This is a genomic window from Agrobacterium sp. 22-214-1 (assembly GCF_053522465.1).
Genome location: NZ_JBNWCK010000002.1, coordinates 684406 through 700637 on the forward strand (window position 1 = coordinate 684406; position 16232 = coordinate 700637).

Genomic DNA, 16232 nt, shown 5'->3' on the forward strand with positions numbered 1-16232 from the left:
AAAAACCGGACAGGCTGGTCAGTGACTGTCCGGTTCCATTTCTAAAGAGAATAAACGGAAGGCAGGGGCGCAACCCTGTCTTCCACTCCGCAATCATAAGCGTTTCGCCCAGTCCTTACAAGACGCCGATCAGGGCCCGATCTTCGGGGGCTCGCCAAGATTCGGCATGCCCGGCAATCCACCCGGCTGGCCGAAATTGGGCATGGTGTTGCCGCCCTGATTGCCGAAGGCGGGCACTTCGATCTTGATGGAATTCAGATCGACCTCGGGCGCCTTGTCCAGCCAGTAGGTGACGGATTCCGGCCAGAAGATCACGATGGCGACGAGGATGAGCTGCATGCCGAGCCAGGGAATCGCGCCCATGTAGATATCCGATGTCTTGACCGTGCGCGGTGCGATGGAGCGCAGGTAGAACAGCGCAAATCCGAAGGGCGGATGCATGAAGCTCGTCTGCATGTTGATGCAGATCAGAACGCCGAACCAGATGAGGTCGATGCCGAGCGACTGGGCGATCGGCGCCAGCATCGGAATGACGATGAAGGCGATTTCGAAGAAATCGAGGAAGAAGGCGAGGAAGAAGATGAAGATGTTGACGAAGATCAGGAAGCCGATGGGGCCGCCCGGAATGCCCGACAGCATATGCTCGATCCAGAGCGAACCGTCCATGCCCTGAAAGACCAGGGAGAAGCATGTGGCGCCGACCAGAATGAACACCACCATCGAGGTGATATGCATGGTGGAATGCATGCCCTGCTTGATGAGGTCCCAGGTGAGGCGGCGGTGCGCGGCGGCCAGCGCCATGGCGCCGACGACCCCGAGCGCACCGGCTTCGGTGGGCGTTGCGAGGCCGAGGAAGATGGTGCCGAGCACGAGGAAGATCAGCACGATGGAAGGGATCATGCCTGCCAGCACGCGGAATACAAGCGCCCGGTTGAGTTCTCCCCGCGCTTCCGGCGGCAGCGCCGGCAGGTCCTTCGGCCGCACGACCGACATGAACAGGATGAAGAGCATGAAGATGGCGACCTGCAGGATCGAGGGGCCGATGGCGCCAAGATACATGTCGCCAACGGATTTGCCGAGCTGGTCGGCAAGCACGATCAGCACCAGCGAAGGTGGGATGACCTGCGTGATCGTTCCCGATGCGGCGATGACGCCGGTGGCAAGTCGCGGATTGTAACCATATTTCAGCATGATCGGCAGCGAGATGACGCCCATGGTGATGACCGAGGCGGCAACCGTGCCGGTGATCGCGCCAAGGATCGCGCCGACGATGATGACGGCATAAGCGAGGCCGCCGGGAATGGCGCCGAACAGCTTGCCCGTCCCTTCAAGCAGATCCTCCGCAAGCCCGCATCGCTCGAGGATCGCGCCCATGAAGGTGAAGAAGGGGATGGCCAGCAGAAGGTCGTTCGAGACGATGCCGAAGATGCGCAGCGGCAGGGCCTGAAGAAAGGCCGGCGAAAAATGCTCTGTGAAGATGCCGATGACGCCGAAAACGAGACCGACGGTGGCGAGCGAGAAAGCAACCGGAAATCCGTAAAGCATGAAGATGATCATGCCGAGGAACATCAGTGGCGGAAGAATACCATATTCGAACATGGGAAATATCCTGAAGGTTCAGATCGGTGCGATCATTGCAGGGGTTTTTCGTACTTCGTATCGAGCGCATAAAGCCCGTTGAGGGCGCCTATGCGCTTGATGAGTTCGGAAAAACCCTGAAGAACCAGAAGGGCGAAACCGGCGAAGATGATGAATTTCACCGGCCAGCGGATGAGGCCGCCGGCATTGGAGGACATTTCGCTCTGATGCCAGGATAGCGTGAACATGGGCCAGGAAAGCCAGGCGAGGTAAAAGCAGCCGGGAAGCAGGAACAGCACGATGCCGATAATGTCCACCCAGATGCGGCTGCGCGGTGAAATCGCGCCATAAATGATGTCCACTCGCACATGTTCATTCATGCGCAGCGTGTAGGATGCGCCGATCAGCACGATGAAAGCGAACATGTACCACTGGATTTCCAGCCAGCCGTTTGAACTGTAGTTCAGGGCGTAACGGACCATGGCATTGCCGGCGCTGACGAGGCAGCAGATGAGCACGAGATAACCGGCAACCTTGCCCAGAGCTTCGCTTGCAAGGTCTATCAGCGCACTTAGTTTTAAAAGCGATTTCATAACTTTCCCCTCTTCCCTTTTCGGGCCCTTTGCGGGTTTATGGCGGAGAGCAAAGCCGGGCGCCCCTGCTGCGGCCACGCCTCCACGTGCTTCCGCTGCCACAGGTTCCAGAGTTCCTCCCCACAGAATCCCGTGTATGGTCAGGCGGTTCGAAAAGCAACCAAAACCACCATGAAACAGCTTGGCGGACCGTCCTTTTCAACCGTTTGCGAAAGAATGTTGCCCTATGACATGTTTTGCCCGGTTGAGCGGCAACGATGCATGCCGTTGCCGCTCTTTCGCTGAGAACGCATTGCGCTTTTCGGCGACTTCATGTTACCTCTGGTTACGGAGAATCCGGCATTGGCCCGTGATCGTCCACGGGCAGATTTACCGTGTGACGGGCATGACGGATGGAGCACAAGGGGAAGCGGAATGAGCGAACACCACACGGGTCCTGTCGAAGTCGGCGCCGAGATGAACTATGCCGAGCACGAAAAGACCTATAACGGTTTTCTGGCCTTGACGAAGTACGGCACCATGATGCTGTGCGTGCTGATGCTGGCCATGGTCGCGGGTTTCTTCACCACCGCCGGCTTCCTTGGTGGTCTGGTCGTCTTCGTCGTGCTGTCGGCTGCGGGTTTCTTTTTGCTGCGCTGAACGATCCCGTTCATGAGCGGTTCCCGTTCCGGGGACCGGGCGATGCCGGATAACCGGAAAGGCCAAGCCATGAAGCGTCTGTTCTATTGCCTGTTTCTGCTGGTGGCGATTGCGCATCCCGCTTTGTCACGCGATCTCTCACCTGCCGAGCAGGATAGTCTTCGCACGCAGATAGAGCGATTTCAGACGGCTTTGAGCGCACAGGATTTCGATGTCGTCGGCAAGACGGTGCCGCCGAAAATCTTTGAATTCATCGCAGGCGAAGCGGGTATTACCGTGGAGCAATTGCGCGGCGCTTTGACCGCGCAGATGCAGATGGCGCTCGCGGCGGTCAAGATAACCGAGTTCACCATGGATACGCAGGCGATCAGCCTTGCGCAAACGCCTGATGGAACGCCCTATGCGCTCATTCCGACCAGGACGGTGATGGAAACCGGCGGCCAGACGATCGAGGCGAAATCCCACACGCTGGCGCTGATGGACGGTACGGACTGGTATTTGCTGCGGGTAAGCGACCAGCAGCAGGTCACGATCCTACGCAAGGTCTATCCGTCCTTCGCCGAAGTGGTGTTTCCCGACGATTCCATGCAGCCGGTGAAATAGTCCCGTCTTCCTGAACTCAGGAAAAACGTCCCGGCCGGAAAGGATCGACCGAGATTTCCGTCTCCTCGCCGCTGGCCAGTTGCGTCACCAGACGGGCGGTTGCTGCCGATTGTGTCAGCCCCAGATGGCCATGGCCGAAGGCATAGATGACGGACGGCGTGGCGCGTGCCGTGCCGATGACGGGAAGACAGTCCGGCATGGATGGGCGGAATCCCATCCATTGTTTCCCGCCTTCCAGTTTGAGGCCGGGCAGGAAACGTCCTGCTTTCTTCAGCATGGCTTCGGCACGGCGGAAATTCGGCTTCAGTTCCAGCCCGCCGAGTTCGACCGCGCCGCCAATGCGGATGCCCGTCGATAGCGGGGTGACCACGAAGCCATGGTCGTTGAAATAAAGCTGGCGCGTCAGGTTGAAAGCCTCGGGGGAAAGCGTGGTATTGTAACCACGTTCGGTTTCCAGCGGCACGATGTTGCCAAGCGTCGCGGCGAGTTTTCTCGACCAGGCGCCACCGGCGATCACCACTTTGTCGGCATCGATCTTGTCGCCATTTTCCAGCGTCACGATCGTACTTTCGCCGACGGCGTCGATACGTTCGGCCTCGCCTTTGCGCAGGCTGGCGCCGCGGGCGATTACCAGATCGAAAATGGCGCGGGTGAAATCGTAAGGGTCGGAGACCTGCAGGCCATCCGGTGAAAACATGGCATGGCGGAACTGGGGCGCGAGACCCGGCTGCAGTTCCTCGATTTCGGGGCGGCCGACGCGCTGAAAGGCGAAACCGGCGATCTCCTTTTCGTCCCAGTCCCTGCGGGCAGCATTGAGACTTGCCTCGCTGTCATAAAGATCGAGCGTGCCGGTTTTCGAAACGAGGTGCGAAAGTTCCGGCATCGCAGCGACATGGGCCATTTCCACGGCAGCCAGCCGGTTGATGTCGGTGAGCGACTTCAGCCCATGGCGAAAGTTGCGCTCGGCGCTCGCGCGCCAGAAACGCCACAGCCAGGGTGCGATCTTCGCCGCATAGGCGGGCGGCACACTGAGCGGGCCGAGCGGATCGAATAGCCAGCGCGGCGCTTTTTTCATGACGCCGGGGGCGGGAATGGGGATGATTTCGGGGAAGGCCAGAATGCCGGCATTGCCGGAACTCGCGCCCCGGGCAACCTCGCCGCGCTCCAGCAGCACCACCTCGCGTCCGGCATTCTGCAGATAAAGCGCCGCCATGGAACCGATAATGCCGGTGCCGATCACCAGCACATCGCATTTCAGGGTTTTGGTCATCGGCGCTCCTGCAACACAAATCTTTCAACCCCGCATAACAATGAATGCCGCCCCGATGAAAGGCCGTATCGTGTTGCCGGCGCAGAAATATCAGCACTGTGGCAAATAAGCGGTCCGAAATAGACAAGGCGAATATATTCGCGGTGAAGCATATCGGCGGTCGATTGAGGCTCTGGATCAATAGTTATAATTCATGATTAATCGCTATTTAACGGTGTCCGGCTAGTTTCGCGTGCAGGCGGGCCGACCGTTTTTCATCTCTATATTTCGAGGGTGGAACAGGTCTGCATATGGGTTACTGTTTGAGGGTTCAAAAAGATGTCTTACTTTTCCAAACTCGGTCTGGATGCTTCCGCGGTGCTTGATGCGCTTAGCCGCTCACAGGCCATCATCGAGTTCGATCTGACCGGCAAGATTTTGAAAGCGAACGATAATTTCTGCAAGGCCGTCGGCTATCAGCAGTCTGAAATCGTTGGGCGTACCCACAGCATGTTCCTGTCTCCCGAAGATGCGGCCTCGCCTGAATACAAGAGCTTCTGGGCGAAGCTGTCGCGTGGGGAATACGATCAGGGCCAGTATCGACGTCGGGCCAAGAATGGCGACGAAATCTGGATCGAAGCTTCCTACAATCCGGTGTTCCGTTTCGGTAAACCCTACAAGGTGGTCAAGATTGCAACCGATATCACCTTGATCAAGCGCAAGAGCGCCGAGGATGACGGGAAACTGGCGGCGCTCTCCCGCGCGCAGGCCATGATCGAATTTACGCCTGATGGAAAAATCCTCAGCGCCAACGAAAATTTCCTCGCGACGCTCGGTTACACGGCGGAAGACATCATCGGCAAACATCATTCGATGTTCTGCGAGCCGGCCTATGCCCATTCCCAGGACTATCGGGATTTCTGGAAGGAACTCGGAAAGGGCCACTTCTCGACGGGGCAGTTCATGCGCCTCGGCAAGGATGGCAAACGCGTCTTCATTCAGGCCTCCTATAATCCGATCATCGATGATCGGGGCCGCGTCTTCAAGGTGGTGAAATTCGCTTTCGATGTGACGGACCGGATGCATGCGGTCGAGGAACTTGGTGCTGCGCTCGAGCGGCTTTCTCAATGCAATATCCGTATTACGCTGGACAAACCCTTCGTCGGCGAGTTCGAACGGCTGCGTTGCGATTTCAATAAATCCATCGCTGAATTCCAGAAGACGCTGGAAAACGTTCTCGGCCAGACCGGAGACTTGACCCGCAGCAGCCAGGAAGTCAGCGAAGCTTCCGTCAATCTCGCCGAACGTTCGCGTGAGCAGGCGGTGGCTCTTGAGGAAACTTCGGCAGCACTCGAAGAAATCACCGCGACGGTCCGTTCGTCGACAGAAAACATGAAAGAGACGCGCAAGCTCGTTCAGAGCGCGCGGACATCCACCGTGGCCTCCACCGAGGTCGTGGAGCGGACAGTCGATGCTATGCAGCGTATCGAGACGGCTTCGCGGGAAATCAGCCAGATCATCGGTGTGATCGACGAAATTGCCTTCCAGACGAACCTGCTGGCGCTGAATGCCGGCGTGGAAGCCGCGCGCGCGGGTGAAGCGGGCAAGGGTTTTGCCGTCGTGGCGCAGGAAGTGCGCGAGCTGGCGCAGCGTTCCGCCAATGCCGCGAAGGAAATCAAGGCGCTGATCAACAATTCCGGCACCGAGGTTCTGGAAGGCGTCAGGCTGGTGGGCGAAACCGGCGAAGCGCTGAAGCAGATCGACGCGCTGGTCAGGCACATTGACGGCAATGTCGACATGATCGCCAAGGCGGCGGACGAGCAGGCCGTCGGCATCAGCGAGATCAACAAGGCGGTCAACCGGCTCGACCGGATGACGCAGGAGAATGCGGCGATGAGCGCCCGCACCACGGTCATCAGCACGACGCTGGCGCAGGGCGCGGATGCGCTGGCGCAGCTTGTCAGCCTGTTCAAGCTGAACCGCCGCACGGTGCAGCGGGAAGACGGATCGTCCACCCGCTCGGATACTCCGAATACGGCCCGGCGCGACCAGACTTCGGCGCGGGCGGCCGCGTAAAGGAGCGGGCTCGGTCCCGCTTCAGCTTGAGAATGAGATTCGGTGGATGCGGATGCCTTTGAACGGGCATCCGCATGGCTTTGTCACCGCAGCGCCGGCCTTGCGATACCGAGATGGTCGCGCAGCGTCGAGCCTTCGTAGTCCTTGCGGAACAGGCCGCGCTCCTGCAGGAGCGGAACGACCTCGCGGTTGAATTCCTCCAGCCCGCCGGGGAAGAAGGGCGGCATGACGTTGAAGCCATCGGCCGCGCCGTTTTCGAACCATTCCTGCATGCGGTCGGCCACATCCTTGGCTGTGCCCATGACAATATGGTGGCCGCGGCCGGCGGCGACGCGCAGCGCAAGCTCCCGGATCGTCAGCTTTTCGCGGCGCGCCAGTTCGGTCAGAAGTTCGGCGCGGCTGCGCAGCTGGTCGGAAATCGGCAGGTCCGGCAGCGGGCCGTCAAGATCGTAATCGGCAAGGCTGTGGCCGATGCGTTCTTCAAGCAGCGGCATGGCGCTCTTGATATCGGTCCAGCGGTTCAGTTCCTTCAGCTTTTCGCCGGCCTCTTCGAAGCTCCTGCCGATGATCGGCATGAAGCCGGGCATCACGGCGACGCTGGCCGGGTCGCGGCCGAACTTCTCCACGCGCGCCTTGAGGCTGGTATAAAAGGCCTGCGCTTCGGAAATCGCCTGCTGGGCGGTGAAGACGATATCGGCGGTGCGGGCGGCGAGATCCTGCCCCGGACCGGAAGATCCGGCCTGGATGAGAACCGGGTGGCCCTGCGGCGAACGCGGAATATTCAGTGGTCCCTTGACCGTGAAATATTTGCCCTCGTGGTTGAGAATATGGACCTTTTCCGGATCGACATAGCGGCCCGCCTGCTTGTCCTTGACGAAGGCGTCGTCATCCCAGCTGTCCCACAGGCCGCGAACGACATTCACATATTCTTCCGCCACCGCATAACGTTCGTCATGCTCGGGATGGTCCTTGGAAAAATTCGCCGCCGTGCGGGCATAGGATGTGGTGACGATGTTCCACGCCGCGCGGCCGTGGCTGAGATGATCGATGGAAGCGAAGGCGCGGGCGGTGTGGTAAGGCTCGCCATAGGTGGTGGAGGCGGTGGCGGCCAGCCCGATCTTGTCGGTGACCATGGCCAGTGCGGCAAGCAGGGTCAGCGGCTCGAAACGGGCAATCATCGAGGGATGGGCGTCGACGCCGCTGGTCAGGCCGTCGGCGAGGAAAACCATGTCGAATTTCGCCGCTTCGGCCATTTTCGTAACACGGGTGAGCAGATCGAAATTTTCGCTGCCGGCTTCGGCATCGGGGTGACGCCAGCCGGAAACGTGGTGCCCGGCGCCCTGTAGGAAAAGGCCGAGATGCATCTGTCTTTTGCGGGTCGTATTGGTCATGGGGTCATGCCTTCATATCGGTCGTGTTATATTTCAGTTGCCAGAAGCGTTTCGAGCTTCCTGAGGTCGGCTGCGGTTTTCATGGACCGCACCAGTGCCGGAATGCCGGCGAATTTCTCATTGCCGCCGGTCGCATCGGCAAATTTTTCGGTCGGGTCATTGATGCCGGGGAGGCCGTCGACACGGCGTGACAGCACCGTGCCGTCCTTCTTCATCACGTCGATGACCACGAACCGGGTGGTCGGATCGGGCGAGAGGCGGCGGGCGGTCTCATCATGCCGGCGCGAGACTCTGGCGGAAAGGGCAAGCAGATCGGCGCGCGTTGGGCGCTCATCGAAATGACCGATACCGAGCGCTCCATCCGTCAGCGCTGCGGCAAAGACATATTCTGCGCTGAAGCGAGCGTCGATGCCGGTCGTGGGCGTGGCGGGGCCGACGAGGGCGGCATCGCCGCCGGGCGGGAAGGTGATGGTGACCGTTTCGATCTCGTCCGGCGTCAGATCATTGCTGTTGCGCAGCGCCAGCGCGCCGACGGCAACGGGATGGCTGGCGGTGCAGCAGGGAAAGGCCTTGAGGGTGAGGCCGGGGGAGACGATCTGCCAGGGTGCGCCCCAGCCGGAGAGAACACGTTTCGGTTGCTCGGCGCCGAAGGCGTAGGCGGAATAAAAACCGATGGGGTTTTCCAGAAAATCCGGCGCGCCCTGAAAGCCCGATCGCGCCAGCCGCGCGGCGGTGAGGCCGGCACGCGTGGCAAGCCCGGCATGCAGCGGCTTGGCGTCATAACCGAATTGCAGGCGAAGCCCGGCCGATTGCGTGGCAGCGAGGCCGAGCGCCACGGCCGTGGTTTGCGGATCGAATTTTAAGAGATGGGCAATCGCCGCCGCAGCACCGATGGGGCCGAGCGTGGCGGTGGCGTGGAAGCCGTTTTCGTAGTGCCTGGTGCCGAGCGAGAGGCCGAGACGCGCCAAGGTTTCCAGCCCGACGATATAGGCGGCGATGAAGGCATCGGCCGTGGAGCTCTCTTCGACCGCGATAGCCAGCAAAGCGGGAATGATGGCGACGGTCGGGTGGCCGCGCACGCTGCCGTGCACATCGTCATAATCAAGCACATGCCCGGCGTGACCGTTGATGAGGGCGGCGGTGAAGGCATCCGTGCGCAGATCGTGGCCGATAATGCCCGCCGTGCCTGTCGCGCCCGGTGTAAAGCTGTCGATCAGGATTTTCGTGCTTCTGTCGGCAGCGCCGCCCAGCACGCAGGCGAAAAAATCGATGAGCGCCGTGCGGGCGATGGCCACCGCATCCTCATCACGCAGGGGATCGGAGGCGGCAATCGCTTCGGCGAGATGAAGGGTGAGTTTTTCGTCGGCGGTCATGGCATCAAATCCCTTCGCCGTCATTGACCCGTGCCACCTGCCCGCCGAGACCCTTGACGAAGGCGTTGATGCGCGGATTGGTCGACTTGTAGAAGATGTGCTCCGGCGTGCCCTGATCGACGATCAGGCCATTTTCGGTGAAGACGATATTGTCGCTGATTTCTTCGGCAAAACGCATTTCGTGTGTGACGAGAATGCTGGTCATCCCATCATTGACGAGATCGCGGATGACGGCGAGCACTTCGCCCACGGTTTCCGGGTCGAGCGCGGAGGTGACCTCATCGAACAGCACCAGTTCGGGCCGCATGGCAAGCGCGCGGGCAATCGCCACGCGCTGCTGCTGGCCGCCGGAAAGCTGGCCGGGATAGGCATCGACCTTCTGGGAAAGACGGACCTTTTCCAGCAATTCGCGGGCATGGCGCTCGGCTTCAGCCTTAGGCGTACCGAGAATCTTGATCGGCGCGATGGTGATGTTTTCCATCACCGTCAGATGCGGGAAGAGGTTGAACTGCTGGAACACGATGCCGATGCGCTTGCGCAGTGCGATGCGCTCGGCCTCGGTCTTGAGCTGGTCGACACGGGTGCCGCCGACGGTGATCTTGCCCGATTGCGGAATGAGCAGGCCGTTGATGCAGCGCAGGATGGTGGACTTGCCGGAGCCGGAAGGGCCGATGATGGAAACGGCGTCGCCCTTGTTCACGGTAAGGTCGATGCCCTTCAGGACCTGATTGTCGCCGAAGGACAGATGTATACCTTCCAGTTCAACCAGTGCTTTTGCGGCGGTTTGTGGTGCGGGTGCGGACATGGCTTGTTCCAATCAGCGGGAAGCGAAGCGCCGCTCGAGGCGCTGCGTGAAACGGGAGACGGGATAGCAGAACAGGAAGAACGCCATCAGAACGGTGAGATAGACCACGACGGTGAAATCGTTGCGCTGAACGGCGGTGCTGGCGTCTGTCGCGGCGTGCAGAAGTTCATGCACGCCGACCAGTGAGGCGAGCGCCGTACCCATGGTGATCGACGCATAGAGGTTCATCCATGGCGGCAGCGAGCGCTTCACGCATTGCGGCAGGATGATCCAGCGCAGTGTCTGGTTGCGCGAAAAGCCCAGCCCCTGCGCCGCTTCCCATTGCGCCGTCGGAATCGACTGGATGGCGCCGCGGGTGATTTCGGCGATATGGGCGCTGGCCGGAATGGCGAGACCGACGACGGCCTTGATCCAGTCCGGGAAGGGAATGTAGTTGCCGAAAGCGACGATCTCGAAGGGGAAGATGTAGGTCGCGGCAAAGATCAGCACCAGATGCGGGGCGTTGCGGAATATCTGCACATAGGTGAGTGCCGGCGCGCGCACGAGGCGGTAGGGCGCAAGCTCCATGATGCCGAGCAGGACGCCGATGAAGGTGCCGATGGCGATCGCAAGGATGCTGATCAGCACATTCATGGCAAAACCCTTGGCCAGATAGGGTAGCCATTGCAGCAGCACCTGGCCGAGCGACGGATCGAGGATCAGCCATAGAATGACGGCAATCAGTACGCCGAGGAGCAGAATGGTGCCGAAGGGCGGCTTCTTCACCGCCTGTGTTGGAGAGACCACCGCACTCATTGACCGAACCCCGGAACCGCAAGACGCCGTTCAAGCCATAGACCGGCCCTTGCGACGATAAAATTGATGACGCTGAAAAAGATCAGGATGACGATCATCAGCTCGACCACATTGTCGCGCTGCGTCCAGATCAGGATCGAGGCATAGGTGATTTCACCCACCGCAATTGCCGAGCCGACCGTGGTGAGCTTTACCAGATTGACGAGATTGTTGATGATGGAGGGCAGCGCCGTGCGGATGGCCAGCGGAAACTCCACATAGCGTAAAATCTCGAAGGAGCTGAAACCGATCGCACGCGCCGCCTCGATGGTGGTGGCCGGCACCGCCTCGATACCGCCACGCAACGCTTCCGCGTGGAAAGCGGCAATGTGCAGGCCGGTGATGGCGACGACCCAGAAAAAGGGTGTCAGCGGATTGTTCTGCGCGCCGCCCAGCGCATTGGAAATCAGCATGTTGAGCACAAGGAAACCGCACATCAGCTGCACCAGCGTCGGCGTGTTGCGCGTCAGTTCCACATAGGCGCGGACGGGACCGGCGAGCCAGACCTTGCCCGATGTCAGCATGGCCGCGAAAATGAAGCCGAAGACGAGGCTGAGCGGCAAAGTGACGGCGACGAGGATCAACGTCATCTTCATGCCGTCGAGCCAGATCTGAACCTCGTAACCGCTGTTCAGAAAGTCATAGTTGAGGCCGAGATGCGCGGCCAGTTCTATGAAGCGCGCTGTAAATCCATCCTGCATCGGAAATCCATGCTGTTGTCGCGGGTGCGCCGCCCAGCAGGCGGCGCCAGAATGACCTGTCTTGCTTTAAAGCAGAAAAGAACGGCGGGCGAAACCGACCGTTCCCGATAGTCAGGGGAAATCGCCATGATAGCAGCCGCCCTTGCGTCATGCCGATCCCCGGTACAATCCAAGGGATGATCCGGCATCCAGCCACGGCGCGTCTGCGCCGTGAAGGTGTCTCTCGCGATCAAGAGCCCGATCGCGCTGGACCCCGGATCCTGTCCCGGGTGACGGAGTGAGCGGGTTGCCCGGTTCCTTACTGCGCCGAAAGCTTCTTCTGCTGCTCTTCCATATAGCCGATGCTCGGCAGACGGTTGGCCTTGGCGAATTCGAGCATCTTGCCGGAGGCGTGCAGTTCCTTGACGATCTTGTCGAGAGCGGCCTGCGTGTCGCTTTCGCCCTTGCGCAGCCAGATCACGGAATCCGACGGGATCAGGTCGGTGGGGATGAGGATGCCGTAATCCTTCCACTCATCGGCGCGGTCCTGAAGCATCAGGCTCAGCGTGCCGTTGACGTGAACGGAGACGTCGCAATTGCCGCCCTTGAGCGCCAGCAGCGATTCCGGCTGGCTCGGCAGAGCCTTAACCTGCGCGCCATATTGTTCGATCAGCGGCTGGGTGTAGTTCGAGCCTTGCGAAACGCAGGCGATCTTGCCCTTCAGGTCCGGCCAGTCCTTGATGCCACTGTCCTTGCGGCCGATGGCGGCGCCACCCTGGCGGTCATAGGGGGTCGGTACGTAATCGAGCGTTTTGGCGCGCTCTTCCGTGTACTGCATGTTGGCGATCAGAATATCGACCTTCCCCTGCTGCAGGAACTGCACGCGGTTGGGCGGGGTCACGGTTTCGGTGACCAGCTCGACACCGAGGCCGGCGGCCAGCGCCTTGGCGACGTCGATGTTGAGACCCTTCTGCTCCTGCGTCTTCGGATCGATAAAGCCGAAAGGCGCGCCGGACAGGATGACACCGACGGTGAGCTTGCCGCGACCCTTGATCCGGTCGAGCGTTGCATCCGCGTGAGCGGCAGTGGCCATCGAAGCGATGACGACGGTTCCGGCAATGAGTTTTGCGGCAAATTTGGAGAAAGAGAGGGCCATGGGTATTTCCTTTTGATTTAGGTGGAAACTACATGAGGCACCCGCCAAGAGCGAGAATTGGCATTGCGTGAAAAATAGTATGAATAAAATCCGGTTCCAATAAATCTTTTGTGGAGAAAAATTATCCTAATAATTTTGAATTGTAGAATCTTGTTCTTTTCCTCCCTTGCTGTGTGCCGGTTTGTCAGGAGCGGGAGAATAGTCCGGATGTCGCTGAGGACCGGATGGCCACATGCGGAGCGAGCGCATCCGGCTTGTCTCTTCTCCCCGTGGGGGAGAAGGTCGCGGCAGCGGGATGAGGGGGCGAGGCGAGCGATATGCGGAGAGCTTGCCCCCTCATCTGCCCCTTTGGGGCATCTTCTCCCCGGCGGGGAGAAGAAAAAAGCCGCACGCCCTGTTCTTATCGTCCGGCATTATAGGCCGCGATTGCCGCCATGTTGACGATATCGCTGTCCTTCGCACCCATCGAGGTGATCTGCACCGATTTGTCGAGGCCGACGAGAAGCGGGCCGATGACGGTCGCGCCGCCCAGTTCCTGTAGCATCTTGGTGGAGATGGAGGCGGAATGGATGGCGGGCATGACCAGCACATTGGCCGGGCCGGAAAGCCGGGCGAAGGGATACTGGCTCTGCATGCGGTGATGGTTCAGCGCCACATCGGCCGACATTTCGCCGTCGACCTCGAAATTGACGTTGCGCCTGTCGAGGATTTTCACCGCCTCGCGCACCTTGTCGGAGCGTTCGCCGGTCGGCTGGCCGAAGGTGGAATAGGCGAGCATGGCAACGCGCGGCTCGTAACCGAAACGGCGGGCGAGGCCGGCTGCCTCTTCGGCGATATCGGCAAGATCTTCCGCATTCGGCATATCATGCACGGCGGTATCGGCAACGAAGACGGTGCGGTTGCGCGAGACGACCAGCGAAACACCGATGACGCGATGGCCGGGCTTGGTGTTGATGCAGCGGCGGATATCCTCCAGCGCTGTGGAGTAGTTGCGGGTAACGCCGGTGACCACGGCGTCCGCATCGCCCATCGCCACCATGCAGGCGGCGAAATGGTTGCGGTCGTTGTGGACCAGACGCTGCACGTCGCGCAGCAGGAAACCGCCGCGCTGCAGACGCGCATAGAGATAATCGACATAGGCATCGACGCGGCTGGAAAGGCGCGCATTGGTGATCTCGATATTGGCGCGATCGAGATCGATGCCGGCGCGTTCCGCATTGGCCTTGATGATATCGTCGCGGCCGAGCAGGATGGCGGTGCCGAGGCCCTGCGCGGTGAAGGAAATCGCCGCGCGCATGACCTGTTCTTCTTCGGCTTCTGCAAAAACGACCCGCTTCGGCGAGCGGCGCACCCGCTCGTAAAGTCGCTGCGTAGTGGAAGCCATCGGGTCGCGGCGGGCGGAAAGCTCGCGGGCATAGGCGTCGAGATCGGGCAGTTCCCGGCGGGCAACGCCGGTTTCGATTGCGGCTTTCGCCACGGCCACCGGAATGGCCGAGATCAGGCGCGGATCGAAGGGAACCGGAATGATATATTGCGATCCGAAGCGCGGGCGGTTGCCCTGATAGGCGGCGGCCACATCGTCAGGCACATCCTCGCGGGCAAGATCGGCCAGCGCCTGTGCCGCCGCGATCTTCATCGCGTCATTGATCTGGCTGGCGCGGACATCGAGCGCGCCGCGAAAGATATAGGGGAAGCCGAGGACGTTATTGACCTGGTTCGGGTAGTCCGAACGCCCGGTCGCCATGATGGCGTCGTCGCGGATGCGCGACACTTCCTCGGGGGTGATTTCCGGGTCCGGATTGGCCATGGCGAAGATGATCGGCTTCGGCGCCATGGAGCGGATCATTTCTTCGCTGAAAGCGCCCTTCTGGGAGAGGCCGAATACCACATCAGCGCCCTTCATGGCTTCCGCCAGCGTGCGGTTGTTGGTTTTCACCGCGTGGGCGGATTTCCACTGGTTCATGCCTTCGGTGCGGCCCTGATAGATCACGCCCTTGGTATCGCAGAGCGTAATGTTTTCAGGGTTGAAACCCATGGCCTTGATGAGGTCCATACAGGCGATTGCTGCCGCACCCGCGCCGTTGCAGACGAGCTTCGTGGTCTTGAAGTCGCGGCCCGTCAGTTCGATGGCGTTAATGAGGCCGGCGGCGGCGATGATGGCGGTGCCATGCTGATCGTCATGGAAAACGGGAATGTCCATCAGCTCGCGCAGGCGGCTTTCGATGATGAAACATTCCGGCGCCTTGATGTCTTCCAGATTGATGCCGCCGAAGGAGGGTCCGAGGTAACGTACGCAATTGATGAACTCATCTGCGTCTTCGGTATCGACCTCGAGATCGATGGAATCGACATCGGCGAAGCGCTTGAAAAGGACCGACTTGCCTTCCATCACCGGCTTGGAGGCGAGCGCACCGAGATTGCCCAGACCGAGGATGGCGGTGCCGTTGGAGATGACCGCAACCATGTTGCCGCGCGTTGTATAATCGTAAGCGGTCGCCGGATTTTCGGCGATGGCTTTCACTGGTACGGCCACGCCAGGCGAATAGGCGAGCGACAGGTCCCGCTGCGTCGCCATCGGCTTGGTCGGGGTGATTTCCAGTTTCCCCGGCCGGCCTTCCGCGTGGAAATCCAGGGCTTCCTGATCCGTAACCGATGTTCTTGTGCTGGCGGGTTTGGTCGTGTCGGACATGGGCTGAGCGTGCTTTCGTGTCAATAACAGTGTAAAAATGTCCGCCGTTGTTATTGTATTTTTCGCGCGCCTGCCAAGCCTTGAATGTTGTTCAGTGCAGCAAATTTAAGCGTGATGAAATTTGCGGCCGATTCAATCGATTAATTCCTGCTGTTCATGTCAAAGGCTTTGCCGACAGGAATGGTCCCGGCTTAGCACTCTGAAGCGCAAGGCTTTGTTCCGGGGTTTTTCTTTGCTCTCGGTCACTTTGAGCGGCCATTCCGTGCGGAACCTCGCATTCCCTCTTGCGTTAGGAAAACGGGCCTGCCGGCAAATGCCCCGCCGTTCACCAAGCTTTCACGAGGCGAATTTATGAGCTTGCGCTTATCCGCCCGTGAACCGATGATGGCGGTATTTCGAAATATGTATATTGTCCGGCGCGCCGGGAAATTTTTAGAGTTGGAAAGGTTTTGTCGTGAAGGAACACTCTCGAAAGATCACGCCGGTTCTTCTTGCCGGCGGTGCCGGTTCGCGGCTTTGGCCGGTATCGCGCGATCAGTTGCCCAAGCAGTTTCAGCCGCTGGTCG

14 protein-coding genes are annotated in these 16232 nt (G+C 60.1%); 4 read left to right on the forward strand and 10 right to left on the reverse strand.

Features of this window, described 5'->3' with window-relative positions; genetic code table 11:
• Positions 1 to 129: 129 nt before the first annotated feature.
• Together ACQZ5G_RS12910 and ACQZ5G_RS12915 are read right to left on the reverse strand one after the other, a co-directional pair.
• Positions 130 to 1599, reverse strand: coding sequence for a TRAP transporter large permease (locus tag ACQZ5G_RS12910; protein ID WP_003524574.1), 1470 nt, complete (start codon positions 1597 to 1599; stop codon positions 130 to 132).
• Positions 1600 to 1631: 32 nt separating this feature from the next.
• Positions 1632 to 2171: a TRAP transporter small permease subunit gene (locus tag ACQZ5G_RS12915; protein ID WP_020813285.1), complete on the reverse strand. Its 540-nt coding sequence runs from the start codon at positions 2169 to 2171 to the stop codon at positions 1632 to 1634.
• Positions 2172 to 2585: 414 nt separating this feature from the next.
• Between ACQZ5G_RS12915 and ACQZ5G_RS12920 the strand changes: the two genes are divergently transcribed.
• Positions 2586 to 2810: an aa3-type cytochrome c oxidase subunit IV gene (locus ACQZ5G_RS12920; RefSeq protein ID WP_003524572.1), complete on the forward strand. Its 225-nt coding sequence runs from the start codon at positions 2586 to 2588 to the stop codon at positions 2808 to 2810.
• Positions 2811 to 2879: 69 nt separating this feature from the next.
• Complete coding sequence (locus tag ACQZ5G_RS12925; RefSeq protein WP_448738087.1) at positions 2880 to 3413, forward strand: hypothetical protein; 534 nt, start codon at positions 2880 to 2882, stop codon at positions 3411 to 3413.
• Between the two features lie 16 nt (positions 3414 to 3429).
• On the opposite strand, the gene ACQZ5G_RS12930 is transcribed toward ACQZ5G_RS12925, so the two are convergent.
• The gene (locus ACQZ5G_RS12930) at positions 3430 to 4683 is read right to left on the reverse strand and encodes an NAD(P)/FAD-dependent oxidoreductase (RefSeq protein WP_448738086.1); all 1254 of its coding nucleotides are present in this window, start codon (positions 4681 to 4683) and stop codon (positions 3430 to 3432) included.
• A 318-nt stretch (positions 4684 to 5001) separates the two neighbouring features.
• Here ACQZ5G_RS12930 and ACQZ5G_RS12935 point away from each other — a divergent pair, with 318 nt between their 5' ends.
• Positions 5002 to 6738 carry a methyl-accepting chemotaxis protein gene (locus tag ACQZ5G_RS12935; protein WP_448738085.1) on the forward strand — a complete coding sequence of 579 codons (1737 nt, stop codon included), beginning with the start codon at positions 5002 to 5004 and terminating at the stop codon, positions 6736 to 6738.
• Between the two features lie 83 nt (positions 6739 to 6821).
• Here ACQZ5G_RS12935 and ACQZ5G_RS12940 read toward each other — a convergent pair whose 3' ends face one another.
• The 7 genes from ACQZ5G_RS12940 to ACQZ5G_RS12970 form a co-directional block, all read right to left on the reverse strand.
• Positions 6822 to 8129: an LLM class flavin-dependent oxidoreductase gene (locus tag ACQZ5G_RS12940; protein ID WP_448738084.1), complete on the reverse strand. Its 1308-nt coding sequence runs from the start codon at positions 8127 to 8129 to the stop codon at positions 6822 to 6824.
• A gap of 26 nt (positions 8130 to 8155) precedes the next feature.
• Positions 8156 to 9502: an MmgE/PrpD family protein gene (locus tag ACQZ5G_RS12945; RefSeq protein WP_448738083.1), complete on the reverse strand. Its 1347-nt coding sequence runs from the start codon at positions 9500 to 9502 to the stop codon at positions 8156 to 8158.
• A gap of 4 nt (positions 9503 to 9506) precedes the next feature.
• Positions 9507 to 10307: an amino acid ABC transporter ATP-binding protein gene (locus ACQZ5G_RS12950; RefSeq protein ID WP_020813292.1), complete on the reverse strand. Its 801-nt coding sequence runs from the start codon at positions 10305 to 10307 to the stop codon at positions 9507 to 9509.
• A 12-nt stretch (positions 10308 to 10319) separates the two neighbouring features.
• Positions 10320 to 11102 (reverse strand): amino acid ABC transporter permease, encoded by a 783-nt coding sequence (locus tag ACQZ5G_RS12955; protein WP_080854538.1) that lies wholly within the window; start codon positions 11100 to 11102, stop codon positions 10320 to 10322.
• Positions 11099 to 11842, reverse strand: coding sequence for an amino acid ABC transporter permease (locus ACQZ5G_RS12960; protein WP_003524557.1), 744 nt, complete (start codon positions 11840 to 11842; stop codon positions 11099 to 11101). Before ACQZ5G_RS12960 ends, ACQZ5G_RS12955 begins: the two co-directional genes overlap by 4 nt.
• Positions 11843 to 12140: 298 nt before the next feature.
• Positions 12141 to 12977, reverse strand: coding sequence for a transporter substrate-binding domain-containing protein (locus tag ACQZ5G_RS12965; protein WP_003524556.1), 837 nt, complete (start codon positions 12975 to 12977; stop codon positions 12141 to 12143).
• A gap of 400 nt (positions 12978 to 13377) precedes the next feature.
• Complete coding sequence (locus tag ACQZ5G_RS12970) at positions 13378 to 15666, reverse strand: NADP-dependent malic enzyme (protein WP_003524555.1); 2289 nt, start codon at positions 15664 to 15666, stop codon at positions 13378 to 13380.
• Between the two features lie 454 nt (positions 15667 to 16120).
• Between ACQZ5G_RS12970 and ACQZ5G_RS12975 the strand changes: the two genes are divergently transcribed.
• Positions 16121 to 16232 (forward strand): sugar phosphate nucleotidyltransferase (locus tag ACQZ5G_RS12975; protein ID WP_448738265.1); only part of this gene is annotated, 112 nt, incomplete at its 3' end.